A 6,140-nucleotide genomic window follows, 5' to 3' on the forward strand; every position below is an offset into this window, starting at 1 on the left:
CGCTCCGATCCGCGCTGTCGGCGCGCTGCCCCTCCGCCCAGGCTGGCCACATGACCATTGAGGCAGAGGGGCTGCACAAGGCCTACGACGACGGCACGGTCGCGCTCGACCGGGTCGACTTCTCGGTCCGCGCCGGCGAGGTGTTCGGCTATCTCGGGCGGAACGGCGCCGGCAAGACCACCACCGTGAGGATCCTGTCGACCCTCGTCCGGCCGACCTCGGGGACGGTGCGGGTGCTGGGGCTCGACGTCGTCGAGCGGCGGCAGGAGGTACGGGACCGGATCGGGCTGTCGCTCCAGCAGGCGGCGCTGGACCCGCTGATGACGGGCCGTGAGCACTTGGCGCTGATCGCCTCGCTGCGGGCCGGCGGGCGCCGGGGCACGCGGGGCCCGGGACGCCGGGAGCGCGCGGCGCGGGTGGAGGAGCTGCTGGCGTCGTTCGGCCTGACGGAGGTGGCGGACCGGCTGGTCGCCACGTACACGGTGGGCATGCGGCGGCGGCTCGACGCCACCCTCGCGCTGGTGCACCGGCCGTCGCTGCTGTTCCTCGACGAGCCGACGACCGGGCTCGACCCGCAGAGCCGGCGGGCCCTGTGGTCGTTCGTACGGCGCTTCCGCGAGGACGGCGGCACGGTGTTCCTCACCACCCAGTACCTGGACGAGGCCGACGCGCTCTGCGACCGGATCGCGATCCTGAAGGACGGCCGGGTCGCGGTCGTCGACACCCCGCAGGGTCTCAAGCGCGGCCTCGGCGGCAAGGTCCTGAAGCTGCCGGCGGAGGAGCCGGGCGTACGGGACACGGCGGTGGCGCTGGTCGGGGAGCCTGCCTGCCGGGTGGACGGCACGGTCCTGACCGTGGACCTGTCCGCCCGCGAGGAGCTGCTGCCGGAGCTCCTCGGCAGGCTGCGGGACGCCGGCCTGCCGCTGAACCGGATGACGGTGGCCGACCCGACCGTGGAGGACGTGTTCGTCCGTCTGACCGGCGACACCCTGGAGAGCGGCGGCGGGTCGGGCGCGGCGGCGGTCGGGGCGGTCGCCCTGAGCCGGACCCTCGGCAGCGGCAACACCGCCAGCACCGGACAAGGAGGATTCTGATGGCGGCCACTTCCGGCACGCTGACCCTGCTGGGACGGAACCTGCGCGAGGGGGTGCGCAGCCCGGTCATCGCGTTCGCGTTCCCCGTGCTGTTCCCGTTGTTCCTCATCACGCTCGTGGCGTCCAGTTACGAGCGGATGGCGTTCATTCCGGGCTTCCCCGTCACGCCGTACGCGGCCTACATGGCGCCCGGCCTGCTGCTGTTCACGGGCATGATGGGTTCCGGGTTCTCGGCCACGGCGCTGGTCCTGGACGCCCAGAGCGGTTTTCTCGACCGGCTGCGGCTCCAGCCGGTGCGGCCGACGGCGCTGCTGCTGTCACGGCTGCTGTTCGACGCGATCCGGGTGGTCCCGGCGGTGCTCGTGGTGCTGGTGATCAGCGTGCTGCTGGGGGCGAGGATCGAGCGGGGCGCGCTCGGGGTGGTGGCCATCCTGCTGCTGTGCTCGCTGTGGTCGGTGGCGTACGGCGGCGTGTTCTACGTGGTGGCGCTGCGCACCCGCAATCCGCAGGCGCCCCTCGCCATGGCGCCGCTGTCGGTGCTGCTGCTGTTCGCGAGCCCGGCGGCGGCGCCCCCGTACCTGCTCCAGCCCTGGCTGGCCGAACTGACCCGGTGGAACCCCTTCACCTACGTGATCGAGGGGGTGCGGGCGCTGATGACGGGGCCGACGAGCGGCACGGTGGGCGAGGCACTGCTGAAGGCGGCCGTCGTGCTGATCGGCATCACGATCGTCAGCCAGCTGTTCGTGATCCCGGCCTTCGCGCGGCTGGTCGAGGACTGACACCGGCACCGGACCGAGGAGCTGACTCCATGGCGCACATGACCTTGTACTGCTTCCCGCACGCGGGGGGCTCGGACGCCCTGTACCGGTCCTGGGCCGGGGCGCTGGCGGCGGAGGCGGAGGTACGGGTGCTGGGGCGGGGCCCGTGGGCGGGCGCGGGCGCGGACGGCCGGCCGGACGACGGCTCGGTGCCGGGGCTCGCGGCCGCGTGCGCGGACCGGCTGGCCGGTGAGGCGGGGCCGTACGCCTTCCTCGGGCACAGCCTGGGGGCGCTGATCGCGTTCGAGACGGCGCGCGAGCTGGCCCGCCGGGGCGCGGCCGGACCGCACACCCTCATCGCCTCCGGCCATGTGGCTCCCCATCTGCCGTCGCCGGGGCGGAGGCTGGCGGAGCTGCCGTACGAGGCGTTCTGGCACGAGGTCGGTCTGCTCGGCGGCACGCCTGCGGAGCTGGCGGACCACGCGGAGCTGCGCAGGGCTGCGGAACCGTGGCTGCGGGCCGAGTTCCGCGCGGCGGAGGGCTACCGCTACATCCCGGGGGTGCCGCTGGACTGCCGGGTCGTGGCCCTGGCGGGGGCGGAGGACGACCGGGCGCCGGCCGCGCTGGTGGAACCGTGGCGGCTGCACACCGTGGGTTCCTTCGAACGGGACGTCCTGCCCGGCGGGCACTTCTTCCCCGCCGACAGCCGCGAGCGGTTCCTCGCCTGCGTGCGCGCCCGACTCGCGGCGGTGCCGCAGCGCTGAACCGCCGGGCGCGCGCACGCCGCGGGGCCCGCCCCTCCCGGGAGGGGCGGGCCCCGCGGCGTGCGCGGGTGTGGGGGCGCGATCAGACCTGGGGGGTGCGGGACCGGAGGGTGTAGGTGGCCTCGACCCGGTAGGTGCCCTTGTTGCCGCCGCCCCGGTTCACGTTGACGTCGGCGGTGCGGACGACCTTGAGGTAGAGGCCGTCCTGCTTGTCGAACCACACGTCGGCCACGGCGTCACCGTCGAGCCCGTCGCCCTTGACGTAGCTGTCGATGCGCACGTGGTGTGCCTCGCGGGTCTCCCCGCCGACGGTGACCTTCTCGTCCCCGACGTATTTGATGACGATGCGGGCCCGGTTGCCGTGGGCGACGCAGATGGTCTCCTCCTTGCCGCCGGGCCGCACCGCGTCACCGCCGACCTGCACCATGGCCGGGTTGCAGCGGTGCGCCTCGTCGCCCTCGATGCCGGCGAAGCTCACCTTCTGCATGTGGGCCAGGCACAGGTACTCGCCTTTGCCGCTGCACTGGCGGTGGGCGTCGACGTGTTCCTCGATGGGGGCGAAGTACAGCTCCCAGACGCAACCGGCGGAGTGGTGCACGCGCGCGTACGTCTCCTTCGGGAACGGCCGCTCGTAGCTGTCGCCCGCGTAGATGATCGAGTCCTGGCCGGTGGTGGCATAGGTGTACACGCCGGCCTTCGGCTTCGAGAAGCCCTTGATCTTCTGGCTGGGCGCCACGGGGTTCTTGATCTGGCCGAGCTCCTCGCGGAAAGCCGTGGGGTGCGCGCGGTACGTCTTGAGGGCCTGCGCGAGCGACACCGGCGTGCCCTCGGGGGTGATCGCCTCGGTGCGGTTGGCGATGATGAAGGCGCCGGCCGCGGCGAGCACGGCCAGGACGGGGATGAGGCGGAGCAGGGTCCGCCCGACACTCCGCTTGCGGGTGGGGCCTTTCACGGTCGCTCCTTCGGCAGACGGCAGTCCCTGCACCCTGCGTCGGCGGCGGGCCGGCACCAAGACCAGCAGGGCGCGGCCGAAGAGGCCAACCTCCCGCCCCCCTCGAACGGTCACCGCCGACGTCGCCGGCTGTCCGGTCTGCTCCGCCAGCCCTTCGGGGGTGGCGGCTGTCCCGCGCCCGCGGGAAGTGTGGGCCGGTACGCAGTCCCGCGCACGGAACCCGGTGCGTGCCCGGTCCCGGGCCCGCCGCGCGGACGCTTCGCCGAACGGCACTCCGGAGGGATGCAGTGAATCCGACCAGCAGCGGAACCCCGAGCGGAAACCCCGGCACGAGCGCGGCGGACCGTACGGTCCTCCTGTCCCTCGCGCCCGCCGAACGGATCGACCGGCTCGGTGCCTACCTGCGCGAGCGCTACGAGCGGATCACCGGCCGGGAGGGCCCGGCGGACCCGGACGAGCCGCTCTTCCTGGAGTCGTTGCAGGCGACCGAATTCCAGCTGACGGTGGAGTCCGAGATGGGTACGGCTCCGTCACTGACGGAGCTCGTCGGGGCGCCGACCCTGCGGGAGCTGGCGGTGCTGGTCGAGGCCCGGCTCCTGGAACCGGAGGAGCCCGGGGGTTCGGCGGCGGTGGAGGTCTCGGCCGATGAGGGGTCCCGGTTCGAGCCGTTCGGGCTGACCGATGTGCAGCACGCGTACTGGCTGGGCCGTTCGGGACTCTTCGAGCTGGGTGACGTCTCCACGCACCTGTATCTGGAGCTGGTGTCGCAGGACTTCGACCTCGACCGGGCGCACCGGGTGATCCGGAGGCTGGTCGGACGCCACGACATGCTGCGGGCGGTCGTCCGTCCCGACGGCCGGCAGCAGATCCTCGCCTCCGTGCCGGATTTCACCATCGGCTACGAGGACCTGACCGGACACACGGAGCAGGACGCCGAGGCCGCGGTGGCGGCCCTGCGCGAGACCCTCTCGCACGAGGTACGGCCGGCGGACCGGTGGCCGCTGTTCGACCTGCGCGCCCAGCGCCTCCCCGACGGCTCGACCCGCCTCCACCTGAGCCTGGACATGCTGATCGCGGACGCGGCATCGGTGCAAGTTCTGCTGAGCGAGTGGGCGCTCCTTTACGAGGACCCGGAGCGGGAACTGCCCGCGATCGACATCTCCTTCCGCGACCTGTGCACCGCGCTCTCGGCCCAGGGGGAGGACGCGGCGGCCCGCTCGTACTGGCTCGACCGGCTCCACACCCTGCCCCCGGCCCCGGAACTGCCCAGCGTCCCCGTCCCGCCCGGCACGCCCACACGCTTCACCCGCCGCACCCACACCCTGCCCGCCGCGCAGTGGGAACGCCTGAAGGACGCCTCACACGCACGGGGGCTCACGCCGAGCGCGCTCCTGGCGGCGGCGTACGCCGAGACCCTGGCGACGTGGGCGAAGGAGCCGCACTTCACCCTCAACGTCACCATCGGCGACCGGCCGGCCCTGCACCCCCACACCCCGCGCCTCATCGGTGACTTCACCAATCTCGTTCTCCTTGAGGCGGACACGAGGGACTCCGGTGCCTTCGCGGCCCGGGCCGGTGCGCTGCAGCGGCAGCTGTGGGAGGACCTGGAGCACCGGGCGTTCGGTGGCGTGCGGATGATCCGGGAGCTGGCCCGGGAGCACGGCAGCGCCCGCGCCGCCATGCCCGTCGTCTTCACCAGCATCCTGGGGCACGGCATGCCGGGCTCGGCGGGGAATCCGGTGCCGGGGCTCGGGTGTGCGGTCTCTGCGGTGTCGCAGACGCCGCAGGTGGTGCTCGACTGCCAGGTGGTGGAGCAGGACGCGGCACTCACAGTGAGCTGGGACGCGGTGGAGGCGGCCTTCCCGCCGGGGGTGCTGGACGACGCCTTCGGCGCATACGTCGGATTCCTGGAGCGGCTGGCCGACACGGCGGAGGTGTGGGAGGAACCGCACCCGGTCTCCGCACCCGCCGCGCACCTGGAGGTCATCGCCCGGGTCAACGACACCGCCGCTCCCCTGCCCGAGGGGCTGCTGCACGAACCGGTCTTCGAACAAGCCGCACGCACCCCGGACGCGATCGCCGTCATCTCCGCCACGGCCACCCTCACCTACCGGGAACTCGCCGATCGCGCGCGGCGTATCTCCCACCGGCTCCGGGGCGAGGGAACACGGCCGGGAGAGCTGGTGGCCGTGAGCATGCACAAGGGCTGGGAGCAGGTCGCGGCCGTCCTCGGCATCCTGCACGCGGGAGCGGCCTATGTGCCGGTGGACCCGGAGCTTCCGCAGGCTCGTATCGAGCACCTGCTGGATCAGACCGAGGCGAGGACGGTGCTCACCCACACGGCGGTGAAGGAGGTGACGTGGCCGGCGGGTACGCGGGCGTGGGAGGTCGACGCGTGCGAGGTGTGGCCCCTGGAGGAGGACGGGTCAGCGGAGGAGGTGAACGGTGTCCGCCGTGAGCCCACTGATCTCGCCTATGTGATTTTCACGTCGGGGTCGACGGGTCAACCCAAGGGCGTGATGATCGACCACCGCGGCGCCCGCAACACCATCCACGACATCAACCACCGCAT

The 6,140-nt window shown here is 72.9% G+C and carries 5 protein-coding genes; 4 read left to right on the forward strand and 1 reads right to left on the reverse strand.

Annotation, left to right across the window (positions count from 1 at the left end; genetic code table 11):
• Positions 1 to 50 precede the first annotated feature (50 nt).
• The 3 genes from ACFY60_RS20215 to ACFY60_RS20225 are packed head-to-tail and all read left to right on the forward strand — an operon-like array spanning position 51 to position 2,616.
• The gene (locus ACFY60_RS20215) at positions 51 to 1,094 is read left to right on the forward strand and encodes an ATP-binding cassette domain-containing protein (protein WP_388612118.1); all 1,044 of its coding nucleotides are present in this window, start codon (positions 51 to 53) and stop codon (positions 1,092 to 1,094) included.
• On the forward strand, positions 1,094 to 1,873 hold the full coding sequence (locus tag ACFY60_RS20220; RefSeq protein ID WP_388612119.1) for an ABC transporter permease: 780 nt from the start codon (positions 1,094 to 1,096) through the stop codon (positions 1,871 to 1,873). The genes ACFY60_RS20215 and ACFY60_RS20220 overlap by 1 nt, the downstream gene beginning before the upstream one ends.
• A gap of 29 nt (positions 1,874 to 1,902) precedes the next feature.
• Positions 1,903 to 2,616, forward strand: coding sequence for a thioesterase II family protein (locus tag ACFY60_RS20225; protein ID WP_388612120.1), 714 nt, complete (start codon positions 1,903 to 1,905; stop codon positions 2,614 to 2,616).
• An 82-nt stretch (positions 2,617 to 2,698) separates the two neighbouring features.
• On the opposite strand, the gene ACFY60_RS20230 is transcribed toward ACFY60_RS20225, so the two are convergent.
• On the reverse strand, positions 2,699 to 3,568 hold the full coding sequence (locus ACFY60_RS20230) for a hypothetical protein (RefSeq protein ID WP_388612121.1): 870 nt from the start codon (positions 3,566 to 3,568) through the stop codon (positions 2,699 to 2,701).
• Positions 3,569 to 3,855: 287 nt separating this feature from the next.
• Between ACFY60_RS20230 and ACFY60_RS20235 the strand changes: the two genes are divergently transcribed.
• Positions 3,856 to 6,140, forward strand: a 2,285-nt coding sequence (locus ACFY60_RS20235; protein WP_388612122.1) for an AMP-binding protein, incomplete at its 3' end; no start/stop codon positions are given.

The organism is Streptomyces sp. NPDC012827, assembly GCF_042900905.1.
In the GTDB taxonomy this organism is placed as follows: Bacteria; Actinomycetota; Actinomycetes; order Streptomycetales; family Streptomycetaceae; genus Streptomyces; species Streptomyces gulbargensis.

Coding starts and splice junctions, on each gene's coding strand:
- ACFY60_RS20215 (WP_388612118.1), top strand. CDS start 51: ATGACCATTGAGGCAGAGGGGCTGCACAAGGCCTACGACGACGGCACG.
- ACFY60_RS20220 (WP_388612119.1), top strand. CDS start 1,094: ATGGCGGCCACTTCCGGCACGCTGACCCTGCTGGGACGGAACCTGCGC.
- ACFY60_RS20225 (WP_388612120.1), top strand. CDS start 1,903: ATGGCGCACATGACCTTGTACTGCTTCCCGCACGCGGGGGGCTCGGAC.